The sequence below is a fragment of the Burkholderia sp. LMU1-1-1.1 genome (assembly GCF_040675865.1).
Taxonomy (GTDB): Bacteria; Pseudomonadota; Gammaproteobacteria; order Burkholderiales; family Burkholderiaceae_D; genus Rugamonas.
This window is the reverse complement of the sequence record NZ_JBEGHG010000067.1, coordinates 389312-412690: the sequence shown is the minus strand read 5'-3', so window position 1 is coordinate 412690 and position 23379 is coordinate 389312. Positions and strand designations below refer to the sequence as shown.

Annotated in this window: 19 protein-coding genes; 6 read left to right on the top strand and 13 right to left on the bottom strand. The window is 67.2% G+C overall.

Features of this window, described 5'->3' with window-relative positions:
* Window positions 1-2 precede the first annotated feature (2 nt).
* From MRBLMU1_RS29385 to MRBLMU1_RS29375, 3 genes are all read right to left on the bottom strand, one after another.
* Window positions 3-1061 carry an NAD-dependent epimerase/dehydratase family protein gene (locus tag MRBLMU1_RS29385; RefSeq protein WP_363509542.1) on the bottom strand — a complete coding sequence of 353 codons (1059 nt, stop codon included), beginning with the start codon at window positions 1059-1061 and terminating at the stop codon, window positions 3-5.
* 2 nt (window positions 1062-1063) lie between these two features.
* The gene (locus MRBLMU1_RS29380; protein ID WP_363509541.1) at window positions 1064-2353 is read right to left on the bottom strand and encodes a nucleotide sugar dehydrogenase; all 1290 of its coding nucleotides are present in this window, start codon (window positions 2351-2353) and stop codon (window positions 1064-1066) included.
* Window positions 2354-2700: 347 nt separating this feature from the next.
* Window positions 2701-3645, bottom strand: coding sequence for a glycosyltransferase family 2 protein (locus MRBLMU1_RS29375; protein ID WP_363509539.1), 945 nt, complete (start codon window positions 3643-3645; stop codon window positions 2701-2703).
* A 167-nt stretch (window positions 3646-3812) separates the two neighbouring features.
* Here MRBLMU1_RS29375 and MRBLMU1_RS29370 point away from each other — a divergent pair, with 167 nt between their 5' ends.
* The 5 genes from MRBLMU1_RS29370 (at window position 3813) to MRBLMU1_RS29350 (ending at window position 9267) form a co-directional block, all read left to right on the top strand.
* Window positions 3813-5267, top strand: coding sequence for a lipopolysaccharide biosynthesis protein (locus MRBLMU1_RS29370; protein ID WP_363509537.1), 1455 nt, complete (start codon window positions 3813-3815; stop codon window positions 5265-5267).
* A complete protein-coding gene (locus MRBLMU1_RS29365; RefSeq protein ID WP_363509535.1) occupies window positions 5264-6223 on the top strand; it encodes a glycosyltransferase family A protein in 960 nt (319 codons plus the stop codon). Before MRBLMU1_RS29370 ends, MRBLMU1_RS29365 begins: the two co-directional genes overlap by 4 nt.
* Window positions 6220-6975, top strand: a complete 756-nt coding sequence (locus tag MRBLMU1_RS29360) for a class I SAM-dependent methyltransferase (RefSeq protein ID WP_363509533.1) — start codon at window positions 6220-6222, stop codon at window positions 6973-6975. Before MRBLMU1_RS29365 ends, MRBLMU1_RS29360 begins: the two co-directional genes overlap by 4 nt.
* A gap of 7 nt (window positions 6976-6982) precedes the next feature.
* Window positions 6983-7939: a glycosyltransferase family 2 protein gene (locus MRBLMU1_RS29355; protein ID WP_363509531.1), complete on the top strand. Its 957-nt coding sequence runs from the start codon at window positions 6983-6985 to the stop codon at window positions 7937-7939.
* A 506-nt stretch (window positions 7940-8445) separates the two neighbouring features.
* Window positions 8446-9267, top strand: a complete 822-nt coding sequence (locus MRBLMU1_RS29350) for an N-acyl amino acid synthase FeeM domain-containing protein (RefSeq protein ID WP_363509529.1) — start codon at window positions 8446-8448, stop codon at window positions 9265-9267.
* Window positions 9268-9306: 39 nt separating this feature from the next.
* Here MRBLMU1_RS29350 and MRBLMU1_RS29345 read toward each other — a convergent pair whose 3' ends face one another.
* Both MRBLMU1_RS29345 and pepA read right to left on the bottom strand, forming a co-directional pair.
* A complete protein-coding gene (locus MRBLMU1_RS29345) occupies window positions 9307-10362 on the bottom strand; it encodes a molybdopterin biosynthesis protein MoeY (protein ID WP_363509528.1) in 1056 nt (351 codons plus the stop codon).
* A 151-nt stretch (window positions 10363-10513) separates the two neighbouring features.
* Window positions 10514-11341 (bottom strand): flocculation-associated PEP-CTERM protein PepA, encoded by an 828-nt coding sequence (pepA, locus tag MRBLMU1_RS29340; protein ID WP_363509526.1) that lies wholly within the window; start codon window positions 11339-11341, stop codon window positions 10514-10516.
* A 336-nt stretch (window positions 11342-11677) separates the two neighbouring features.
* Between pepA and MRBLMU1_RS29335 the strand changes: the two genes are divergently transcribed.
* Entirely contained in the window at window positions 11678-12562 is an 885-nt protein-coding gene (locus MRBLMU1_RS29335; RefSeq protein WP_363509524.1) for a class I SAM-dependent methyltransferase, read from the top strand.
* Window positions 12563-12572: 10 nt separating this feature from the next.
* On the opposite strand, the gene MRBLMU1_RS29330 is transcribed toward MRBLMU1_RS29335, so the two are convergent.
* The 8 genes from MRBLMU1_RS29330 to MRBLMU1_RS29295 form a co-directional block, all read right to left on the bottom strand.
* A complete protein-coding gene (locus MRBLMU1_RS29330) occupies window positions 12573-13298 on the bottom strand; it encodes a GNAT family N-acetyltransferase (RefSeq protein ID WP_363509522.1) in 726 nt (241 codons plus the stop codon).
* A gap of 47 nt (window positions 13299-13345) precedes the next feature.
* Window positions 13346-16126, bottom strand: coding sequence for an XrtA/PEP-CTERM system TPR-repeat protein PrsT (gene prsT, locus MRBLMU1_RS29325; protein WP_363509520.1), 2781 nt, complete (start codon window positions 16124-16126; stop codon window positions 13346-13348).
* A gap of 269 nt (window positions 16127-16395) precedes the next feature.
* Entirely contained in the window at window positions 16396-17091 is a 696-nt protein-coding gene (locus tag MRBLMU1_RS29320) for a chemotaxis protein CheB (protein WP_363509518.1), read from the bottom strand.
* Between the two features lie 142 nt (window positions 17092-17233).
* Window positions 17234-18262: a polysaccharide deacetylase family protein gene (locus tag MRBLMU1_RS29315; RefSeq protein ID WP_363509516.1), complete on the bottom strand. Its 1029-nt coding sequence runs from the start codon at window positions 18260-18262 to the stop codon at window positions 17234-17236.
* Complete coding sequence (locus tag MRBLMU1_RS29310) at window positions 18259-19566, bottom strand: putative O-glycosylation ligase, exosortase A system-associated (RefSeq protein WP_363509514.1); 1308 nt, start codon at window positions 19564-19566, stop codon at window positions 18259-18261. The genes MRBLMU1_RS29315 and MRBLMU1_RS29310 overlap by 4 nt, the downstream gene beginning before the upstream one ends.
* Window positions 19563-20999 (bottom strand): phenylacetate--CoA ligase family protein, encoded by a 1437-nt coding sequence (locus MRBLMU1_RS29305; RefSeq protein ID WP_363509512.1) that lies wholly within the window; start codon window positions 20997-20999, stop codon window positions 19563-19565. The genes MRBLMU1_RS29310 and MRBLMU1_RS29305 overlap by 4 nt, the downstream gene beginning before the upstream one ends.
* Window positions 20996-22132: a glycosyltransferase family 4 protein gene (locus MRBLMU1_RS29300; RefSeq protein ID WP_363509510.1), complete on the bottom strand. Its 1137-nt coding sequence runs from the start codon at window positions 22130-22132 to the stop codon at window positions 20996-20998. The genes MRBLMU1_RS29305 and MRBLMU1_RS29300 overlap by 4 nt, the downstream gene beginning before the upstream one ends.
* The gene (locus tag MRBLMU1_RS29295) at window positions 22129-23343 is read right to left on the bottom strand and encodes a TIGR04063 family PEP-CTERM/XrtA system glycosyltransferase (RefSeq protein ID WP_363509632.1); all 1215 of its coding nucleotides are present in this window, start codon (window positions 23341-23343) and stop codon (window positions 22129-22131) included. The genes MRBLMU1_RS29300 and MRBLMU1_RS29295 overlap by 4 nt, the downstream gene beginning before the upstream one ends.
* Window positions 23344-23379: the final 36 nt, after the last annotated feature.

Here is a 23379-nt window from a genome sequence, read left to right as displayed (position 1 = left end):
GCCTACTGTGTACCCAGGCGGTCGACATACCAATCCATCGCCACCGCCAGGCCGTCATGGATGCGGTGGGTGGGTTCGTACCCCAATCGCTTGCGCGCCTTGTCGATGTCGGCCTGCGAGTGGCGCACGTCGCCCGGCCGGAAGTCGGTGTACTGCGGCGTGTGCCCGGCCAGCCGCGGAAAGCGCGGCTCCAGCAGCGCGCACATCATCGCGTGCAGCTGCTTGAGCGAGGTGCGTTCGTTGAGCGCGACGTTGTAGACCTGGTTGGCCGCCTGCGGGTCGGTGCTGCACGCCGCCAGCAGGTTGGCCTGGATCACGTTGTCGATGTAGCAGAAGTCGCGGCTGGTCTCGCCGTCGCCGTTGATGCGCACCGGGGCGTCGGCGATCAGCGCGGCCACCCACTGCGGGATCACGGCGGCGTAGGCGCCGTTCGGGTCCTGGCGCGGGCCGAACACGTTGAAGTAGCGCAAGCCGATCGAATCCATGCCGTAGCAGCGGGCGAACACTTCCGCGTATAACTCGTTGACGTATTTGGTGACGGCGTACGGCGACAACGGCCGGCCGATCTGCTCCTCGATCTTGGGCAGGGCCGGATGGTCGCCGTAGGTGGAGCTGGAGGCGGCGTAGACGAAACGCCGGACCTTGGCGTCGCGCGCGGCGGTGAGCATGTTCAGGAAGCCGCCGACGTTGGTGGCGTTGGTGGCGGCCGGGTCTTCGATGGAGCGCGCCACCGAACCGAGCGCCGCCTGGTGCAACACAAAATCGACGCCGCCTTCGCAGGCGCGGGCGCAATCGCCGGGCACGCGGATGTCGCCAAGCGAGAAATCGAAGCTGGCCCACGACGCCTCGCCGACCAGCGCACGCACCTGGTCCAGGTTGTGCTGGTGGCCGGTGGCGAAGTTGTCCATGCCGGTGACGCGCTGGCCCAGCCGCAGCAGCGCCTCGACCAGGTTGGAGCCGATGAAACCGGCGGCCCCGGTCACCAGCCAGCGCTTAGGCTTGGCCCGCAACTCATGCAGCAGCGCGGCGTACGCCGTCGCGCCTCGGGTATGGTCGTCCATGATCAAAGCCGCCAGACGCAGTGTCCCGCTTGGGCCAGTTTGCCGGTGTCGAACGCCGACTTGATGTCGATGAAGCAGCCGCGCGGGGTCAGTTTCGCCTGCAGCTCGCCGATCGGCACGGCCAGCAGTTCGCGGTGCGGCACGGCGGCGACGATGGCGTCGGCGCGCGGCAGGTGGTCCCAGCCTTCGAGCTCGATGCCGTATTCGTGATAGGCCTCGTCGCTGGCGGCCACCGGGTCGTGCACGTGCACCTCGACGCCGTAGGATTTGAGTTCGGCGACGATGTCGGCCACCTTGGAGTTGCGCAGGTCCGGACAGTTCTCCTTGAACGTCAGGCCCAGCACGTTGACGCGCGCGCCCTTGACGTAGCAGCCGGCCGCGATCATGCTCTTGACGGTTTTCTCGGCCACGAACTTGGCCATGCCGTCGTTGATGCGGCGCCCGGCCAGGATCACCTCGGGATGGTAGCCCAGGGTGGCGGCCTTGTGGGTCAGGTAGTAGGGATCGACGCCGATGCAGTGGCCGCCGACCAGGCCGGGACGGAACGGCAGGAAGTTCCATTTGGTGCCGGCCGCCTGCAGCACTTCGAGCGTGTCGATGCCGATGCGGTCGAACAGGATGGCCAGCTCGTTCATCAGCGCGATGTTGAGGTCGCGCTGGGTGTTTTCGATGACCTTGGCCGCCTCGGCGACCTTGATGCTGGAGGCGCGGTAGACGCCGGCCGTGACGATCGATTCATACAACGCCGCGACGCGTTCGAGGGTGTCGGCGTCGTCGCCGGAGACGACCTTGAGGATGGTGGTCAGCGTGTGTTCCTTGTCGCCCGGGTTGATGCGCTCGGGCGAAAAGCCGACGTGGAAATCCTCGCGCCATGTCAGGCCCGAATGCTTCTCCAGCAGCGGGATGCAGACCTCCTCGGTGGCGCCCGGATAGACGGTCGATTCGAACACCACGATGGCGCCCTTCTTCATGTGGCGGCCCACCGTTTCGCTGGCGCCGGCCAGCGCCGTGAAGTCCGGGTTATGGGCGTTGTCGACCGGGGTCGGCACCGCCACCACGAAGTAATCGGCCTCGGCCAGCTCGGCCGGATCGTCGGTGAAGCGCAGGCCTTCGGCCGCGCGCAATTGCGCTTCGCTCACTTCGCCGGTCGGGTCGACGCCGTCTCGGTAATGCTGGATCTTCTTCGCCGACAGGTCGAAACCGACCGTGTTGCGACGCTTGCCAAATTCCACCGCCAATGGCAGGCCGACATAGCCCAGCCCGATCACGGCTACCACATTCGTGTTTTCCATCGCAGAACCCCAGAAGTGACGCACTACCTGTTTTGCTTCCCGGACGGCTTGACGAATCGCTTTGCCAAATAATTATTAAAACGTCAGGAAAGATATATTTTTTACATTGCGGCTTGATAGGGCCAATAGTTATCGAACCGACAAAAAAATGCAAGCGATAAAAAAAGCTTTTTCACAATTATTTTCAGTTACATGAGCCCGCTTACTATGACGGACTCGACCGTACCATTTCGGCCACATTGTGCGAATACAACGGCGCCGTGGCGGGTTTGCGACACACTCCGCAGCAAAGATTGCGGCTAGGAATCGACTGGCGGCGGCAAGCGGTCGGTCGCTTGCCGCCGCCATCAACCGGCGCGCAAACCGCTCGCCAGCAGCTCCTTCCACGCGGCCGGATGGAACGGGCGCAGCCGTATCCAGCGGGCCGCGCAACGCAACGCGGCGCTGTAACGCCGGCGGCCGCGATAGAAGTAGCAATGGTCCTGCATCACCATGTCGAGGCGGCCGACCAGCAGCCTGCGGTAGGAGCGCCAGGCCGGCGTGTCCATCAGCATCAGCAGCATATTGTCCTCCAGCAGGAAGCGCGGCGCGTCGCCATGCGTCAGGCTGGCCGGATGGATGCGGTAGTAGGCCACCTCCTCCGTCACCATCCACAGGTCGTTGTCGAGCGCGCAGCGGAACCACAGGTGGTAGTCCTCGGCGCGCCGCAGGCGCTCGTCGAACAAGCCCTTGGCCACCAGCAGGCGCTGACGTATCAGCGTGGTGGTCGGGATCACGATGCAATCGCGCGCCAGCTCGGCGACCGGCCGCCGCAGCCGTTGCACGGCCGCCGGCGGCGGCGACCGCGGGCAGGCGGCGGTCAATTCGGCCAGCGGCGCGAAGCCGTCCGCGCCCGGGCGCAGCAGACTGATCTTGCCGGCGATCCAGTGCGCCTCGGGGTGCTGGCGCTGCACCTGCCAGCGCTGCGCCAGCGCATGGGGAAACCAGACGTCGTCGGCGTCGAGGAAGGCGATCCATTCGCCGCGCGCGGCCTCGATGCCGGTGTTGCGCGCGCCGGCCGCGCCCTTCGAGTGGTGATTACGCAACACGGAAACCATGGGCCAGGCGCCCACCTCGTCGAGCACGGCGCGGGTGGCCGCATCGGTGCTGCGGTCGTCCACCACCACCACTTCGAACACCGGCAGCGAGTGCCCCTCCAGGGGCCGCTGCCCCAGCACGGACAGCACCGCTTCGCGCAGAAAGACGCCGGCGTTGAACACCGGGATAACGACCGATACGGCGGGTTGCGACATCGCTGCTCCTGGGTGATCGATGAATGTAATCAAATCAACATCAAGCTTGACTCCCTCAAATGCTTACGAGAGAATCATGATAATAGCTTATTAATAAGCAAAAATGACAACGGTTTGTGAAAACGAACACGTTGCCGCAGCCATTTCCAACCGGGGTTCCGCGCCGCATGACGCACATTAACGAACGCATGGCCACCGGCATCGTCTGGATGATCACCGCGCGCCTGGTCGATCGCGGCATCGGCATGGTCAGCACGCTGCTGCTGGCGCGCCTGCTGGCGCCGGACGACTTCGGCCTGGTGGCGATGGCCACCGCCATCGGCGGCCTGCTCGACGTGCTCGGCGCGTTCAGCTTCGACCTCGCGCTGATCCAGAAAAAGAACGCCGAACGCCGCCACTACGACACCGTCTGGACGCTGAACGTGATCTTCGGCCTGTTCTGCGCCGCCGCGCTGCTGGCGCTGGCGCACCCCGCCGCCCTGTTCTACGACGAGCCGCGCCTGGTCGGCGTCATGTGGGTGCTGTCGCTGATGTACCTGATCAACGCCTTCGGCAACGTCGGCGTGGTCAACTTCCGCAAGGAGCTCGACTTCCGCCAGGAGTTCAACTTCATCATGGTGCGCCGGGTCGGCACCTTCGTCGTCACCATCGGCGCCGCGCTGATCCTGCACTCGTACTGGGCGCTGCTGCTGGGCATGTGCCTGGGGCGCGCCATCACCGTGGCGATGAGCTACGCGATGAACGACTACCGCCCGCGCTTCGGCCTGGGCGCCATGCGCGAACTGTTCCACTTCTCCAAATGGATGCTGCTCAACAACGCGCTCGGCTTCCTGCGCCACGACGGCTGCACCTTCATCATCGGCCGCTACTTCGGCGCCGCCGGGCTGGGCGTGTACACGGTCTCGTACGAGATCTCCAACCTGCCGTCGACCGAGCTGGTGGCGCCGATCAACCGCGTCACCTTTCCCGGCTTTTCCAAGATGGCCGACACGGCGCAGATCTCGGCCTCCTATTTCCGCCTGCTGGGCATGATCACCTTGCTGATCTTGCCGGTCGGCATCGGCATCGCCTGCGTGGCCGAGCCGCTGGTGCAGGCCATGCTGGGCGACAAATGGCACCAGGCCGTGCCGCTGATCGCCATCCTCGCCGTCAGCGGCGCCATCACCGCCACCCAGACCAACAACGCCTCGGTGTGGCTGGCGCTGGGACGCCCGCACGAGGTCGCCATCGTGCAGACCTGCTACCTGCTGATCCTGTTCCCGGCGCTGTTCTTCTTCATGCGGCGCTACGGCATCGTCGGCGCCGGCTACGCCTATCTCACCGCGCAGCTGGTGGACGTGGCGCTGGAGATGAGCGCGACCAAACGGCTGCTCAAGTTCGGCTGGGGCGAGGTGCTGCGCACCGTCTGGCGCCCGGTGGCCGGGGTGACGGTCATGGCGATGGCGGTGGCGCAGCTCGACGCCCGGCTGGCCGGCCTCAATCCGTGGCTGCGGCTGCTGACGGATTCGGGCGCCGGCGCGCTGGTCTACGTGGCCACCGTGTTCGCGCTGTGGTTCGTCAGCGCCCGTCCGCAAGGCGCCGAGCGCTTCTGCCTGCGCCGCCTGAAAGTGCTGCCGGCATGAAGACCGACGCCCTCCTCGACGCGATGCGCCCCCCGGCGGTTGCGCGGGCGGAGCCGCAGGTGACGGTGATCGTTCCGACCACGGCCCAGCTGTCGCGCCGCATGGAGATCGGGCGCTGCCTGGCGTCGATCCGCGCCTCGTCGGCGCAGCCGGTGCAAATCATCGTCGTGGTCAACGGTCAGCGCTACGACGAGGGCGTGTGCGACTGGCTGCGCGCCCAGGCCGACGTGCGCTACGCCTACGTCGAGCTGCCGTCGGCGCCCAACGCCGTCTGGGAGGGCCGGCGCATGGTCGATACGCCCTACTTCTCGATGGTCGACGACGACGACGAGTACCTGCCCGGCGCCACCGACCTTAAGCTGGCCGCGCTGCGCGCGCAACCGGAGGCGGATCTGGTGGTGACCAACGCCTACCGCCGCTTCGAGGGCGTCGACGCGCTGCTGTACCACCACTTGGCCCAGGTCCAGCGCGAGCCGCTGGCGATGCTGTTCGAGGCCAACTGGCTCACCAACGGCAACGCCCTGTACCGCACCGATAGCGTCGGCCCCGCCTATTTCGCCGACTACCAGCCGTACGCCGAGTGGACCTGGCTGGCGTTCAAACTCAGCCTGGACGGCAAGAAGGTCGCCACCATCGAACAGCCGACCTTCCGCGTGCATGTCACCGGCGGTTCGCTGTCGCAATCGGACGCCTATTTCGAGTTCTACCTGTCGCTGTACCAGCAGATGCTGGCGGCCGGGCCGCCGCCGGCGATCGAGCGGCGCATCCGGCGCCACCTGTCGGGCGCCCAGCACGACCACTCGGTGCGCGCGCTCGGGCGCGGGCGCTGGCGCGAGGCGCTGGACTGGCACTGGCGCAGCCTGCGCCAGCCAGGCGGCCTGCAATACCTGAGCTACACCCGCCATTTCCTGCTCCATTTCCTGCGCCCGCCGCCGCGCACACCGAGGACGCCATGAATGCCGACACCGAACTGAAGGCGACCGTGCTGGTCGATCATTACCGCGCCACCGCCGCCAGCGAAAAGAGCCACGTGGCCTATCAGGGCTTACCGATCCACGCGCTGCCCGGCCTGCACGAATACGCGTTCGAACAGTTCAGCCGCCACAACCCGCCCGGCGCCGGCGTGCTGGAGCTGGCCGCCGGCAGCGGCGCCATGAGCCGGCGCCTGGCCGACGCCGGCTACAAGGTCACCGCCACCGACTACGTGCGCGAAAACTTCCGCCTGCACGGCGCGATTCCCTTCTACACCTGCGACCTGAACCAGAATTTCTCCGACGGCCGCGCCGCCAGCGAGGACCACATCTGCGCGCTGGAGATCATCGAGCACCTGGAGAACCCGCGCCACTTCGCGCGCCAGTGCTTCCAGCTGCTCAAACCGGGCGGCACGCTGTTGCTGTCCACGCCCAACCTCGACACCGCCGCCTCGATCGCCATGTTCATGCGCGACCTGTCGTTCCAGTGGTTCGCCGAGGACGACTACGCGCGCGACGGCCACATCACGCCGCTGAGCCAGTGGCAGTTGCACAAATGCTTCACCGAGGCCGGCTTCACGCGCGTCTGGGAAGGCTCGGTCGGCGACCCGTGGGGCCGCGTGCGCGGTTCGCCGCGCCTGCTGTACCTGTCGAAGGCGATCGCCCTGCTGATGCGGCGGCCGGCGCCGCTGCGCAACCAGATCTACGTCGCCCTGCTGCGCAAGCCCGCCGCCTGAGGCCGTGATGAAAGTGTGCGTGGTCATCCCCGCGTACAACGCCGCCGGCTATGTGCTCGAGGCGCTCGACAGCGTGGCCGGCCAGAGCGCGCCGCCGGACCAGGTGGTGGTGGTCGACGACGGCTCGCGCGACGACACCGCGCGCGTGGTGCGCGACTGGATCGCCGCCCACCCGGCCTGCGACGCGCGGCTGGTCGAGCAAGCCAACGGCGGCATTCCGGTGGCCCGCAACGCCGGCATCCGCGCCGGCGACGGCGACTGGATCGCGCTGCTCGACGCCGACGACGTCTGGGAGCCGGACCACTTGGGCGCCTTGCGCGCGGCGCTGGCGGCGGCGCCCGACGCGGTGGCCGCCTACGGCGCCGGGCGGCTGCTGGTCGACGGCGTCGTGCAGCCGCGCCTGTACGACGATTTCTGGGACAACCCCTCGCGCCGCCACGGCCGCCCGATCGACGGCTCGGACTGCCTGCGGATCGACGGCGCCGCGCTATCCCGCCTGATCCACGGCAACTTCATCAAACCGTCGAGCCTGTGCTTCTCGCGCGCGGCGGCACTGGCCGTGGGCCTGTTCGACGAGGGGTTGCGGGTCAGCGAAGACCGCGAATTCCTGATCCGATTGCTGCTCAGCGGAGACTTCGTCTACGCGCCCACGCCGATCACGCGCTACCGCTGGCACGACGACAACGCCTCCAGCCACAAGAATAGCCGCCGCAACATGGAATACGCGCTGCGCGCGCTGCACCGCATCGGCCACAACAGCGCCGCCTTCGATCCACCACAGCGCGACGCCTTCCGCCACGAAACCAGCATCGCCATCCGCGACTACCTCTACACCTGCGCGCGCGACGGCTGGCGCCCCTACGCAGACGGGCTACGCCTGGTCGGCACGCTCTACGGCGCGCCGCGCATGTTAAGCGGTTTCAACCCAAAACACTTGGCTCGCTGTCTGTGGCGAGCGGCTTAAGTCCGCCGATTTCTCCTCCGCTTGTTCCGTGAAAGCGATTTCGTATATACTTCGAAATGCAATTACGCAATACCGCTGGAATCCGGACAACGCTTTCGACAGCATCAGGGCGCGCGCGACATGGAATATGCGCCGCACTGCAGCATGCGCGATAACGAAATTCGGCTATAGTCAACCAGCAACAAATTTTTGCACACCGAAACCGCAGAAGCGGTTCGTCAATATCTACATACCTGCGTGCTGGACGGGTTCCCCGCCTACGCCGCTGGTTGGCGCCTGGTCAGCGCACCGCACAGCAGCCTGTTAGCTGTGCGGGATCAATCTCAGGCACGTCGTCCGCCGCTTTTGCGGGCGATGCGTTAAAAATTCCCAATGGAAATTGCACGCACGATAGCTATCAGCTTGAAAGCTGATTGAACCGAACACGGCTATTATGTTGCGCGTTGCAATATGTTAAATCAGCCGGACAGCGATTTCACGTTCGGCGCGGAATATGGGAAGTATCGATGAACAAGACCGCGGTAGCAATCCGACCACCTTGTGCCAGCCCCGAGTACTATGGCCCCGCCATCGTGCCCGACGTACTGGCCAAACTCCCCCCCAACTGGACAACCTCCGGACCGCTGACCTCGTTCGGCATCCATCTTGCCAACACCGAGGCGGGACGCCAGTCCGCCGAGATGCTCGTCAACAAGATGTATAGCTGGCGCGGCTATGGCGACCACCATGCGCTGGAGGCGCACCCGCACCACGTGACCTTGGCCGCGGCCGAACCCGAGCAAATGCTCGGCACGGTGACGCTGCGCACCGACTCGGCCGACGGCATGCTGGCCGACGCCACGTTCAAGGAAGTGATCGACACCTACCGCCAGGCCGGCGCCAGGGTGTGCGAGGTGACCAAGCTGGCGATCGACCCGCTGGCCCATCCGAAGCTGGCGCTGGCGTCGCTGTTCCACATCGTCTACCTGTACGCGCGCAAGGTCCACGAGTGCACCGACGTGTTCATCGAGGTCAATCCGCGCCACAAGCGTTTTTACGAACAGATGCTGGGGTTCGAGGCCGCCGCCGGCGTCAGGAACAACGCGCGCGTCAACGCGCCGGCGCACCTGCTGCGCATCAGCCTGGAATACATGGGCGCGCAGATCCGCAAGATGGGCGGCACCGGCGCCGCCACCGGCCAGGAGGCGCGGCGTTCGCTGTATCCCTACTTTTTCTGCAGCAGCGCCGAGCCGGGCATCATGTCGAAGCTGGCCAGCCTGGGCTCGCTGGCCGATATCCCGCCGGTCGGACCTTACGGCTTGCGTTGGCCCATGCTCAAAGCGGCTTGAGCAGGCGCGGCGCGCCCGGCGGCGCGCCGCGCGTCAAACTCAGCGCAGCAAGTCGACAAGCTCCTTGCGCACCGAACGCGCCGCCGGCGCGGCGCCGTAGCCGAGGCGGCCCATGTAGACCGCGCGCTCGTGATCGCTCCCGATCAGGTCCGTCAACGACCGCTCCAACGCGCGGGCCCCGTCGACAATCGCGGGAACGCTGGTGAACGCGATGCCCTCGCGCAGATACGAGGTGAAAATCAACGGCGTCATTTCGGGCTGCATCAGCAAGCCCTGGCCGGTCAAGGTCAGCCAGAAACGCTGCACCGCGCGACCGGCCTCGACGTAATCGTCGATCCCGCGCGGCGCCCGCTCCGCCTTGATCACGTAATGTGCCGCGCACCCGATGCCCGGCAGCAGATCCATTTGCAGGCGCGGCCCCCAGGTACCGGTCAGCATATTCATTTTGCGCATCCGGCCCCAGCTGTGCATGGCCCAGCGCATCGCCTTGATCGTCATCGCGTCCACGCCGAGGGCTTGCGCCGGCACCTTGTCCGGGCTATGGGTCCGGTCCCAATCGATGATGCCGCGGTGGACCTCGAACGCCTCCGGCATCGTCAGCCGCAGCCGGGCGTTGCGGTACATCAGCACCGCCGCTTGCCACCGCAGCGGACCTTCGAGCCATTGCACCGTGTACCCGGGACCGACGGACCGCTCGATGTCGCGCTTGTGCAGCGGGTCGAGCGCGCGCCTGCTCAGCGGCCTGCGCTGCACCGAGCGTTGCGTGATGGCGGCGATCAACGGGCTGGCGGCGACGTCCGCGTCGGGGATGAAGCGCACCTGGAACACCGGCGCCTCCTCGCTCCCCTCGCGCGCGACCTCGATGCGCAGTCCGTGGACACTGGCGGCGATGGCGATGGTCTCGATCAGCGCGCCGAACGCGATCTGGCTGGGATGGCCGTGCAGGTCGTAGACGACGTCGCGCCGGGTGTCGCGGCAATGCAGCGCGACGTGAAGCGGTCCGAGCACTTCGAATTGCCAGCTCTGCACATTGTCGCCACTGGGGGCCCAGCGCGCCAGCTCGAGAATCTCCATCATGGTGGAACGTGACGTCATCGCCTGGGGGCCCTTTCGAAATCATCTATGCCGGCGTGCGGCCGGGCTGGCCGGCAACGGCTATGAGAATACCAGAATATGTTTGCCCGGCCTAAAAAAAAGACCGCCGTCGGCGGTCTTTCTAATGGCGCGCGGACCGCCGCGCCGCGCGTCAGGCGCGCTTGCGGTTCACGGCGACCAGGCCGAGCATGGCGACGCCCATCAGCACCAACGAACCGGGTTCGGGCACGGCCAGGAAGTCGGTCACGCCGGCTTCGGAGTTGATCGACACGAAGTTAGGATCGACGCAGTTGACGGTATCGCACGCCAGGCCCTGCGAGGTGTTGTTGAACGCGCTGAAGGCCAACTGGTAGAACGGCACCGGCGAAATGAAGAAGTCCTTGCCTTCCGGGGTCAACTCGAAATTGGAGTTGATGTTCTGGAAAGCGCCGCCCAGCGCGTCCAGTCCGGCCACGCCCTGGATCACTTGCGTCACCTTGGCCAGCACCACGTCGGGCGTGCCCAGATCGGTGACGGTCGGGTCCGCGCCCAAGGTCGCCAGGCTCTTGCCGTTCAGATTGCCGGGGTCGCCCACCAGCTCGAGGGTGATCGATTGCACGCCGCACGACACCCCGACGCCCAGCGGGCTCGAGCAGACGAAGGTTTGCGTGAAGCGCGCGAACAGGCCGTAGCCGGAGTTCTTCAGATTGATCTGGCTGTCGCCGCCGTCGATCGGGTTGCTGTTCAAATTGAACGCGGTGAAGACGATGTAGCCGACGCCGATGTAATTGTTGCCGGGACCGGCGGTTTTGCTGATCCGCGCCGACGAGGTGCCGCTCAGCGTATCGGCCGTGAAGATCGTGCCGCTGGACGAGAGTCCGTTGGAGTTGGGATTCACGGTGAATTGCGCCAGCGCGGACGCGTTTGGCGCGGCCATCGCCGCGGCGAGCACGGCGCCGCCGAGGGCAGCCGTGCGCAGGCGTTTTAAGATTGTAAGCATCGTATACTCCAGAAAGGTTGAAAAAAATTACTGCCCGGGTTGCCTACAGTCGTTACGGCCAATCAAGCGATCCCTGCCCGTCTGGCGTACCTCCCTACGTCCCCCCCCTGTCCTATAAAGCAATGTCCATGCCAAAATACATTTTTCTTTGAAAATCAATCACTTGGGCAATACCTTGAGCCATCTCAAGTCCGGGCGGATAAAAAGTGTAAAGAAAGTCGACACTTGATGCTTCGCAAGCTTCCTTCCCCTCCATTAAGCATGCGTGAAAAGCCCTGCGCCGGCCGGAATTAATGGGTATCATTGATCAGTTCGTTCAACTTCATGGGGGCATTCATGCCAAGTCCTGGACTCGTAGCAACCGTCGTTCGGGAGTTCTTCTCGCGCCAGCGCATGCCGCGCGTGCCCGAACCGCGCCTGGTCATGGACGACGAGGAAAGCGTCAAGGCCTACACCGCCGCCGGCGGCGAAAACGGCGTGATGGCGCCCGTGTATTTGTTCCACGGCGCCAACATCAGCGAGGTGATCCGGCCGGGCGACACGGTGGTCGATCTGGCCTGCGGCCCCGCCAACCAGCTGGGCCTGGTGGCACGCATCAACCCGGACACCAAGTTCATCGGCATCGACCTCTCCGACGAGATGCGCGAGCGGGCCGAGGCGCTGGTGCTGCGCCAGGGCCTGCGCAACGTCACCATCGAGCACGGCGACATCACCGACCTGTCGCGCTTTGCCGACGCCTCGGTCGACGCGGTCATGTCGACCATGGCGCTGCACCACTTGCCGACCGAGGGCCACCTGGCGCGCACCTACGCCGAGGTGGCGCGCATCCTCAAGCCGGGCGGCGGCGTCTACATGGCCGATTTCGGGCACCTGAAGTCGGTCCGCAGCATCGACTATTTCGCCGACCAGTACAAGGACCGCCAGCACCACCTGTTCACGCTCGACTACCGCAACTCGCTGCACGCGGCGTTCTACCCCGACGATTTCGCCGCGGCCGTGCGGCCGCTGGCCGGCCGCGCCACCCTCTACACGACCTTCGGCCTGCCGTTCATGGTGGCGCTCAAAAGCGCGCCGCGCCGTGGCGACGATCCGGCCCTGGCGGCCACGCTGGAACAGATGAAGCGCGACCTGCCGCCCCACCACAAGGGCGATTTGGGCGACTTGATCCGGCATTTCGCGGTCAAGGGCATGACCTGCGCGCCGCTGGGCCGCGCGCCATAGGCGCACGGCCTCAGCGGCGTTCGCGCAGCCGCTGCAGGATGCCGGCCTCCTCGCGCGGCGAGAAGAACAGCGGGTAGAACGAGCGCTTCTCGTCGGCCTCGGCGCCCTTGCCGCCCAGCGCCTCGATTTGCCCGGTGACATAGTCGAAGCCGACCCGCAGCAGATAGGCCGGCGCGTTGACGCGCGGATTGTTCTTGGGCTGGCCCTGGACGGTGAAGCCGAGCATGTGCTGGTAGAAGCGGCGGTGCCGCGGATTGACCTCGATGAACAGGTCGGTGCAACCGTGGATGTCGCGCGCATGCAGCACGGCCAGGTGGAACAGCGACGCCATGGCCGCCTTGGAATTGGCGCCCGGATCGAACGCCAGCTTGGTGATCTCGCAGACCCTGGCGCCGCGCGCGCGAAAGCCGTCGATTTCGTCCTTGAAGATCTCGTCGGCCAGAATGCCGGCCGGCGAGTCGACGCCCAAGGTGAGCGTGCCGAGCACCTCGCCCTTCGACGAGGCGCTCAGCGTGATGCGATTGGGATCGTCCTGCAGCGCGTGCGTGCCGGCGTAGCCGCGCCAGCTGTACATCTTGTTGATCAACATGCTGGCCTTGTTGCGGCCCGCCGGCGTGTCCATCAGGCGCAGGCCGAACGTGGCGTTGTCCGCCGGCACTTGCAGCACCTCGAATTCGTTCAGCTCCCCCGCCTCCGTGAAGTCACGGGGTCCTGCCGACGTTGTATCACTGGCCATAACAATCTCCTGCGGCTGTTCTGCCCCGACGACGGGCGACGCCGCTCTTATAGTTGTTGGAGCAAATCCTGCGCCGCGCCGCTGTGCGTGAACGGCTGCTTTTTGGCGATCAACTGCTCGAGTTCCTTGCGCGCGTCGACCTTGTTGCCATGTTTGAAGTAGGCCACCGCCAGGTGGTAGCGGATATCGCCGACCTCGGGGGCGAGCGTGGCGGCCTTGCGCAGCAGCGGCACGGCGCGCTCGACCTGGCCCAGCTCGAGCAGGGTCCACCCCAGCGTATCGGCCGTTTGCGGGTTGCCCTCGTCCAGCTTGTAGGCGCGCTCGGCGGTCTGCAGCGCGCGTCCGTCCCTGGTCTGCAGGTAGGCCCACGCCAGGTTGTTGAGCGCGCCGACGTTCGACGGCTCCCGCTTGAGCACGGACTCCAGCAGCGTGGCCGCCTCCGGGTAGCGCTCCTCCTGCAACCGCAATTCGGCGGCGTACATGAACAGATAGGTGGCCTCCGGATACTGCGCCAGCCAGGCCCGCAGCCGGTCGTCGCCCTCCTTGCGCTTGCCCGCGAGCCGCATGGCGTTGACGATCTTGATCTTGACCGCCTGTTTCGGCGCCAGCGCGTCGGCGCTCTCGTAGCGCGCGCGCGCCTGGTCCGGCAATTTGCGCGCCAGCAGCAGGTCGCCCTCGAGCACGAAACCGACCGGATCTTGCGGGTGCGCCTTCTGGATCTGGCGCGCCATGGCGATGCCCTGCTCGGGCTTGCCGCTCCGCTGGGCCATGTCGATCAGCGCCAGTTGCGCGGCAAGCAAGTCCGGCTGCAGCGCCAGCGCCTTTTGCAACGCCGCCGTCGCCTTGGCCTCGTCCTTCAGGCGCAGATAGGTGGTGGCGATACGGAACTGCACCAGCCCGGATTTGGGCGCCAGCGCCGCCAGCTTGCTGAACGTATCGAGCGCGGCCAACGGCTCGTCCTGGACCAGCTGGGCCTGGCCGAGGACATCCAGCAACGACGGGTTGTCGGCGTTGGCGGCCTGCAGTTTGCGCGCCATGGTCAGCGCCTTGGCGCCCTGGTCCACGCCCAGGTATTGCAGCGCCAGCCGCAGCGCCGGCTCCAGCGCGTCGGGCGCCGCCGCATGCGCCTGCTCGAGCCATCCGGTGGCCTCGGCCGGGCGGCCGCGCCGGACGGCCAGCTCGGCGAGCATGCTCATCGCCTCGACGGCGACCGGCCCCTTGTCCTTGGCCAGCTTTTTGAGCCGCTGCTCGGCCGCGTCGTCGCGCCCCTCCTGCAGGTCCAGGCGCACCAGGCCGCGCACCACGTCCAGGTGGCCCGGCCGCAACGCCAGCGCGCGTTCGTACGATGCGCGCGCGGCGGCGCGATCGTCCTTGCCGTGCTGCGCCAGCGCCAGCAGCAGCACCGCGTCGGCGTCGTCGGGCTGGACCTTCACCAGCCGCGCGGCGGCGGCAAGCGCCTTGTCATAGTGTTTCAGATCGAGCTCGGCGCGCACCAGCGCCGTGGTGGCCACCACCGATTTGGCGTCCAGCGCGGTGGCCGCCTCCAGATTGGCCAGGCCGCTCACCTCGGCGCCGCCGAGCATCTCGCTCAGGCCGAGCGAGGTACGCAGCACCGCCTGGTCGGGCGCGAGCTTGGTCGCCTGGCGCAGATATTCGCTTGCCTTGTCATAGTCGCCGGTGGCGATCGCCGATTTGCCGGCCAGGGCCAGCAGCTGGGGGCCGGCCTGGCCTTCCTTGAGCGTATCGCGCAATACGCGCATGGCCTCCGCCGGCTGTTTCTCACGCAGCAAAGTGGCCGCCAGCATGCTGTTGGCGTACGAATTGTTCGGATTGCTTTCCACGTACTTGCGCAGATAACGTTCCGCCTGTTGCGTGGAGTCCAGGTTGTACTCCACCACGCCGGCCAGCAAGATGCTGGGCAAATGCTCCGGGGCCAGCTTCAGCACCTCCAACAAGCTCGTACGCGCCGCTTCGTTCTTGCCCTGCGAGACATCCAGCAAGGCCTGGGTGTAAGTCACCATCACGTTGCCCGGGGCCAGCTTGCGCGCCGCCTGCAGGTGTTGGCCGGCCAGCTCGAATTTGCGCGCGGCGATCGCCAGCGTCGCCTTTTGCAGATACGCGGCGCGGTCGTCGGGCTTGATGGCCAGCACCTTGTCGAAGCAGGCGTCGGCCTCGTCCCACTTGCCCTCGTAACGCAACATTTCGCCCTTGAACCGCCAGGCCTCGGCGTTGCGCGCATCGGACTTGATAGCCTGGTCGATCAAGACGGCGGCCCCTTGCGAATCCTTGTCGTTGACCGCAAGGACGGCCATCCCCACCAGGGCGGGGGCATAGGCCGGATTTTTGGCCAGCGCATCGCGATAGCCCTGCCTGGCCAGTTCCGGTTTGCCCAGCGAGAACTGCGCTTGCGCGCGCAACACCATCAGTTCCAGATTGCCGGCGTCGGGCGCCGACCCGGTGCGGGCCAGGGCATCGGCGTAGCGTCCCTGGTTGATCAGCGAAGCCGCCAGCACCACGTACGCCGCCGCCGGGTCGTAGCCGAGTTCGATGGCGCGCAGCGCCTCCTTCTCGGCCGAGCTGGCGTCGCCGATGTCGAGCGAGGCCTGCGCGAGCAGGAAGCGCGCGTTCCGGTCCTTCGGTTTTCCCTCGAGCGCGTTCTTGAGCTGGATAATGGCGGCGCGATGATCGCCTTTCGCCTGCAGCCGACCGGCATCGGCGATCAGCTCGTCGGGCGTTTGCCGCTGCCCGCATGCGCCCAACAGAAGCACCATCGACAAACCGCCGATCAGGCGTGTGGCGCTTGCCGCGCCGGATTTGGTACGAGCCATCTTGAACCCCTTATGCCTGCGCTTCGACAGCGGCGAGCCGGTCGAGGCCGCCTGTTTCATGACGCTATATTATTATAGATATTGCATCAAATCTGTATATATATTTTTAACGCCAGTAGTTTTTTGACATCAATCTGGACACCGCACGGGGGACGGTTGGAGGCGGGAGATGTTGCATTTTTGCACAGGCGTGCGGCTCGCGCCGCCTGGCGTTGGCAACGGAGAAACTGGCGTTCGGCGACCGCCGGGGCGGGCTGGCGGCGCGACGGTTACTTCTTCGGTCGCAGCGATGCGGCGAGCATCCCCGGGATGCCCGCGTCGATGGCGCCGACCGGGCGGGGCGGCACGCGGGATGGCGCGGCGACGGGTGGCGACGCGGGCGGCGGGCCAACGGGCGTTGTGGCCAGCGCCGTCAATACCGGCGCGATGGCGTCGGCGCGCAGGATGGAGTCGACCGCCACCTGGCGGATCGCGCTGGCGGGCATGTCGGGACACAGCGCGTCGAGCGGCTCCTGGGCGATGGCGGTGCCGCCGGCGGCCTTGATGGCGCGCAGGCCGTCGGTGCCGTCGTCCAGGAAGCCGGACAAGACCGTGCCCACGACCCGCTCGCCGAACTCGGCGGCGGCCGACAGGAACAAGGGATTGACGGCGGGCGCCAGCAGATTGGGATTGGCGCCGTCGGTCAGCTTGACGCGCACCTTGCCGTGGTCGTTGACGATGGTCAGATTGCGGCCGGGGGCGGCGACGAGGATGGCGCCGGCTTCGGCATATTGACCGTCGATGGCGTGCGATGCCGGCAGGCGGCAGCATTTTGCCAGTACTTCCAGAAGTTCATTGCCCTGGGGGCCGACGTGCATGACGACGAGTATGGGCGCGGCAAAATCCGAAGGCAGCTCCGCACAGATCGCCTCCAGCGCCGGAATGCCCCCCGCGGAGGCACCGACCACCACTACCCGTTCCATCATCGTTCTCCTTGGCCAGCGGTTGACGGCACCAAAAGGATATGGAAATTGCCGTAACTCAATGAAATTATACCAAAAAGTCTTACAAATGGCTTAAGTCATCAATATGGCGTGGAGTGGGGATTTTCTCTGTACGCTGGCCCTCTTATGCGGCCGAAGCATCGGCCGGGGGAGCGGCCATATCGGCCCGCCGCGCCAGGTTCATCGCCAGCCGCAGCTGGAAGCGCGGCGCGCCCAGGTCCCAAGGCGTGAAGCGCGGCAGTTGGTACAGGTCGGCGGCGCGTCCGCCCCAGGCGGTCGACACCGCGCCTTCGAAACCCAGTTCGCGCACGATGCCGACATGTTCGGCGCGGTAGTCGACATTTGGCTTGCCGTTCGGATAGGCGAACAGCGGCACCGGCGCCCCCAGCAGGGTTTCCAGCCGCTGCTTGCCGGCCGCGATCTCGTCGCCCGCCTGGCGCGCAGGAATCGCCGCCAGGATCGGATGGTTGACCGTGTGGGCGCCGATGCCCATGCCGGCGGCGTGCAGATGGCGCACCTGCGCGCTGCTCATCATCAGGTCTTGCGCCAGGGCGTAGTCGGCCTCCCCGGCCAAGCGCTCGACCAGGGCCAGCCTCTCCTCCATCGGCAGGTATTTGAGGTGGCCGATCAAGGCGCCGATGGCGGTCCGCCGCGCCTCCGGGCCGTCCAGCGGCAGCAAGCCCAGCCCCGCCGTGCGGGCATCGAAGCGCGCACCGGGCGCCTTGCGCACCAGCTCGATGACGGTGTCGTTCCACATGCGGCCGCCGTCCAGGAAGCCGGTGGCGACGAAGAACGTGGCGGTCAGGCCGAAGCGCTGCAGGATGGGCAGCGCCTCGACCGCGTTGTCGGCGTAGCCGTCGTCGAAGGTGATGCAGGCCGCGCGCGGCGGCAATCGCCCGTCGCGCATCAGGCGCACCGCGTCCTCCAGCGCGAGCACGTTGCACGAGGACTTCAGCAAGGCGAGCTGGAGGCCGAAGGCTTTCCGGTCTATCTCGCCCGGGAACAGCGGATCGGGCGCCGCCAGCACCCGGTGATAAATCATGATGCTCAGGCCGTGCCGGCCGCCGGGCGACATCAGGCGCAACAATGCCCGCGCCGGCCAGCCGGCGCCGCGGCTCGGCGCGGACGGCATGGTGCCGACGCGCGCGTTCATGTTGGCGCCACGCCGGCGCCGGCGTCCGCTTGCCGGTCCACGGGCCGCGCCGCCGGCCGGCGTTGCGGGCCAACCTGGCGCGCCACCAGCAGCCGGGTCGCCACCATGGCGGCCATGATCATGTACGGCACGTCGAAATAAACCAAGCTCAGGAACGCGCCGCCGACCGCGAAGCCGACCAGGCTCACCTGCAGCATGGTGGCCAGCCGGATCGCCCATTCAAGCTCCGGCACGCCCCTGGCCTGGCGCACGATGGCGCTGCCGGTGCGCCAGACTATGACGCCCAGTCCCAGGTACAGCGCCAGGCCCATCCATCCATGCTCGCCCAACACCTGGAAATAGATGCTGTGGGCCGCGTGCACGTCCGCCGGGATCGGAGCGTAGCGCGCGAACACCTGGCCGTCGTAAATCTCGAAGCCGCCGCCCAGCAGGCGGTCGTTGGCCAGGTTGAACGCCATGCGCCAGGCATTGATACGGCCCATGGCCGACATGTCCTCCTGGTAAGTGTTGATGGTGTCGATGCGCTCGTGCCATTGCGACGGCATCAGCAGCACCATGAACGGCACGGCCATCGCCAGCAGCACGCCGAGCGGCAGCTTGTTCTGGCTTTTCAGCCACAGCACCGTGGTCATGGCCGCGATCGCCAGCGCGGCGCCGCGCGAATACGAGCCCAGCGACGCCAGCGCGCACAGCAGCATGGCGGCGACCAGCGCGCCCTTGGCCCAGCGCGGGCGCACATTGCCGATCAGGTAGTACATCAGCGGAATGACGATCACCAGGGCCAGCGCCACCTCGTTGTTACCATCGATGAAGGTGCCCTCCGGGCCCCAGACGCGGAAGTTGCCGCCGCTGCGCAAGGTGAAGATGCCGCCCTTGACGCCGTAAAACCCCAGCGACACGACCACCGTCCACACCAGCCATTCGATCTCCTGGCGGGTGCGCACCAGCATCATCACCACCGCCGTCATGCCGAAGATCTTGTACACCTTGATCCATTGCTGGGTGACCACCTCGACGCCGTGGATCGAGAACAGCGAGGTGACGCTCATCCAGCCCATGAACGCGAGGAAGACCCAGGTGACCGGATGGGCCGGCAGCCGGTACTTGTCCTTGTGCAGCACCATGGCGACGATGATGGTGGCCGCGATCACCGCCGCGAACGGGAAGCTGCGAGCGAAACCCCAGCCCTGCGAATGCGGATTCATCACGCTGATCCAGATCCACATGACGACGCCGAACGGCGGCCGCTTGAAAATGAACGGCAGCGATCCGAACACCAGCAAGGTGACCAGCAAATCCCTCATGGCGCCCCGGCTCCGTAGTTGCGCGCCGCGTCGACCTTGCTCACCACGTAGCGGAATTTGCCGGACGCCTCCGGCGCGATCGCCTCCACCCGTTCGACCGTCACCTCGACCTGCGCGCCGAGCCGCGCCCGCACGCCACGCGTGATGTGATCGCGCAGCGCGTCTTCCAGCGGCGTATCGAGCGCCACCTGCACGCGTGTCGCATGCAGCGATTCCTGGATGATCTTGAAGGCCTTCATGCCCTCGATATCGCGCAGGATGTACACCAGCGCCAGGCCGTGCATGACGGTGCCGTCGGCCGCCACCAGGAAATCGGTGCTGCGTCCTTGTATCTCTTCGAGCATCGGCAGGCTGCGCCCGCAGCCGCATTGGCGGGTCGACAGCGCGCCGACGTCGCCGGTGCGGTAGCGGATGAACGGAAAGTCGCCGCTGGCGAGGTGGGTGACGACGATCTCGCCGGTGGCGCCGGGCGGCAGCGGCCGGCCCCCGGCGTCGACGATTTCGACGATGATGTCCTCGGCGGTGATGTGCATGCCGCCGTGCGGGCACTGGTGGGCGATGAAGCCGGCGTCGCGGCCGCCGTAGCCGTTGGCCACCGCGCAGCCGAAGACGCGGGCGATCTGCTCGCGCTGCTCGTCGTACAGCCGCTCGGAGGTGACGAAGGCGACGCGGATGCCCAGATCGTCCATGCGCTGGCCGCGCAGCTCGGCGTGGCGGGCGATATGCGACAGCGCCGACGGATAGCCGAACAGCATGCGCGGGCGCCGCGCCCGGATGCGGGCGACGAAGGCGTCCAGGTTCGCCTCCGACATCTCGAACGCCGGCAGCAGCATGGTGCGCATCACGCGGTCGCGCACCGCGCGGGCGCGGTCCTGCGCGCCCAGCTCGATCGGCGAGCCCCAGACCACGATTTCCGGGTCGCCGATGTCGACGTCCCACCAGCGCGTGGCGCGCCACTTGGCGGCGACGTCGTGGCTGACGCGCTCCTTGCCGATGTAGAAGATCAACGGCTCGCCGCTGGAGCCGCCGGTGTTGAAGCGCGCCAGCCCGCCGGCGTCGCCGGCGCGCAGGTCGGCGCTGTGCCGGCGTATAAGCGCCTTGTCCAGCAGCGGCAGACGCGCCAGCGCGTCCAGCGAGTCGACGTCGCGGCGGGCGTCGAAGCCGGTTTCGGCGAACAATGCGCGGTAATACGGCACCTGCGTCTGCGCCCGCAGCAGCAGGCGGCGCAGGCGTTCCAGGCGCAGCCTCTCGAGCCGCTCCGGCGCCCAGTACTCGCTGTCGTCCATGCGCCGGCGCACGCTCACCGTGGTGTGGCGCTTGAACTGTTCCTGCAACGGAAACAGCAGTCCGGCCACGACCGCCGTGTACAAACTGCGCGGCGCCAGCGGGGCCTGCGCCGATGACGGCGCGCCGGTATTCACAACAGTGTTCATGCTTTGCTCCCGCCGGCGGCGGAGGGGCCGCCGGCCTTGTTGGCTTTCTCGATCACCGAGCGATACACCTGCAACAGGCGCGGACGCACCTGCGCCCACGTGTACTGGTCGGCCAGTTGCAACCCGGCCTGGCGCAGCCGCTCCTTCAGATCCGGCTCCCCCAGCAGCAGAAACATGGCGTCCGCCATCGCCTGGGGATTTTTCGGCGGCACCAGCAAGGCGCTGCGGCGATGTTCGACCAGATACGGCACGCCGCCGACATCGGTGCTGACCACCGCCACGCCGCCGGCCAGCGCCTCCAGCACCGAGTTGGGCATGTTGTCGACCAGGCTGGGGTTGAGCATGATGTCGGCCTCCCGGTACAACGCCGCCATGGCCGAATTGTCGATGCGGCCGGTGAAACGCACCGCCTGCGCGATGCCGAGATGGTCCGCCAGCGCGGCCAGCATCTCGGCCTCCGGCCCGCTGCCGGCGATCACCAGCTGCGCGGCCGGATAACGGGCGGCCAGCAGCGCGAACGCCCGCAGCGCCGTCTGGTTGTCGTAGATCGGCTCGAGATGGCGCGCCACCAGCACCGACGGCGCCCTGCCCGCCGATGGCGCGGTGTCGGCGCCGGCGGCGCCGAAGCGCTCCAGGTTGATCACATTGGGCACCACCGTGCTGCCGAAGCCGTGCTTGAGGAACACCGCCTCCAGAAAACCGGACGGCACCAGCAAAGCGGCGCTGCGGCGCAGGCTGGGACGGACCCAGTCGACAGCCCGCTGAAGGAAGGCGTCGGCCTCCCCGCCCCGGTAGTTGACAACGACCGGACAGCCGCGCAGGCGCGCGATCCAGATCGCCGGCGCCGCGAACAAATGCCAGGACCAGCCGGAATTGGCCATCACGTGCAGCAGCTGGACCTTGCCGGCCACCCGCCACAGCCGCCACAAATAAGGCAGCAGCCGCACGCCGGCGCGCAGCACCGGGACGCGGCCGGCCCACGCCGGCCTGTAGGGCGCGTTCATCCGCACCAGCTCGACACGGTGGCCGTCGCGCAGCAGCAGTTCATTCAATTGCAAGGTCTGGTTCGCCATGCCGCCCGGCGGCGGCGGCAGCGGTCCGATCAAGCCGATGTGCACCGGTGACTCCATCATGCCGCCCGCTCCGCGCCGACGCTTTTGTAGACCGCGCGGTAGCGCGCCACGCTGACGGCCCAATTGCGTTCGTGCTCGACAAAGCGGCGGCCGCCGGCGCGCAGCGCGTCCCAGCGCTGCGGCGCCGCCAGCAGCGCCAGCACCTGCTCGGTGAGCGCTCGCGGGTCGCCAGCGGCGAACAGCACGCCGGTCTCGCCATCCTCGATCAGTTCGCGGTGGCCGCCGACATCCGAGGCGACCAGCAGCCGCCCCTGGGCCATCGCCTCCAGCGGCTTGAGCGGCGTGACCAGGTCGGTCAGGCGCATCTTCACGCGCGGATACACCAGCACGTCGGTCAGGTCGTAGTAGCGCTGCACCTGCTCGTGCGGCACGCGGCCGGTGAAAACCACGTGCGCGCCCACGCCCAGCGCCTGCGCCTGGCTGCGCAGCGCGGCCTCCTGGGCGCCGCCGCCGACCAGCAGCAGACGGATATCCGGCCGCCGCGCGATGATGCCGGGCAGCGCTTCCAGCAGGATGTGCAGGCCTTCATAGGCGTAGAAGGAGCCGATGAAGCCCAGCACCACCTTGCCGTGCAGGCCCAGTTGCGCGGCCAGCGCCTCGTCGCGGGCGCCGCCGACGCTGAAGTCGGCGATATTGACGGCGTTCGGTATCACGGTCACCTTGCCCGGCTCGATGCCGCGCGCGGCGATGTCGGCCCGCAGCCCTTCGCAGATGGTGGTGGCGGCGTCGACCCGGCGCAGCGCATAGGTCTCCATCGCCCGCGTGGCGCGGTAGCGCAGCCCGCCTTCGCTGCTGGAGCCGTGGTCGACGGCGGCGTCCTCCCAGAAGGCGCGGATTTCGTACACCACCGGAATGCCGAGGCGGCGCCCGACCCGCAGCGCGGCGATGGCGTTCAGCGCCGGCGAATGCGCGTGCAGGATGTCCGGCCGCACCTCGCGCGCCACGTCCAGCAGGCGCGCCTCGATGGCATCGATCACCGCCAGCTGGCGCAGCGCGGGCAGACCGGCCTTGACGCCGCTGGCCGGCGGCGTGCGGTAGAAGTCCAGGCCGTCGATCCGCTCCTTCGCGGCGTCGCTGGCGCCCTGTTTCGGGCCCGTGAGCTGGAAGGTCTGCCAGCCCAGCACGCGTTGCTGGCGCAGGATGGCGCGGGTGCGGAAGGTGTAGCCGCTGTGCAGCGGGATCGAATGATCGAGCACGTGCAGGATGCGCAGCGGAGCCGCAGCGGCGTCGGCGTCGATCCCGGCGTG